A 584-nucleotide genomic window follows, 5' to 3' on the forward strand; every position below is an offset into this window, starting at 1 on the left:
GTGTCCCGGTGCCCGAAGACCCGCGGCAGGGTGACCCACTGGTTCTTGAACCGGGAGTTGTCACCGTTGCCGGTGTAGTACGACATGGTGCCGCGGGGGTCGACGCCGTAGGCCCCGAGCCGCCAGCCGATGATGCGGCCGACCGCGTCCTGCGTCGCCGCGGAGGGCGTCGTCGCGGTGTAGTCGCCGAGCATGGACACGCCGACGGTGCCGGTGTTGAAGCCGCCCGCGTGGACCCCCACGACGGGCTGGGTCATGCCGTTGGCGCGGCCCTCGTAGATGTTCCCCCACTTGTCGACGAGGAAGTTGTAGCCGATGTCGCACCAGCCGCGACCGTCGATGTGGTACGCCTGAATGTTCCTGATCTGGGCCTTCGCCGCGTCCACCGAGGCGTAGCCGTTCGTGGTCGCGGTGTGGTGCACGACGGCGGCGACGAGGCCGGAGGCGACGTCCGGCGCGCACGCCTGGTTCCGCGCACCCCACGCGGCGCGGGTCACGACCGCGGGCTGGGCGGCGGTCGCGAGCGGCCCCGCGGCCGCCGACAGGACGCCCGACCGGCCACCCTGGGTCGCCGGCAGCGTGGA

Annotated in this window: 1 protein-coding gene; it reads right to left on the reverse strand. The window is 72.6% G+C overall.

Annotation, left to right across the window (positions count from 1 at the left end; genetic code table 11):
* Positions 1-584 (reverse strand): peptidoglycan recognition protein (locus tag J7523_RS20495; RefSeq protein ID WP_291890655.1); only part of this gene is annotated, 584 nt, incomplete at both ends.

Source organism: Cellulomonas sp. (genome assembly GCF_017744555.1).
Classification (GTDB): Bacteria; Actinomycetota; Actinomycetes; order Actinomycetales; family Cellulomonadaceae; genus Cellulomonas.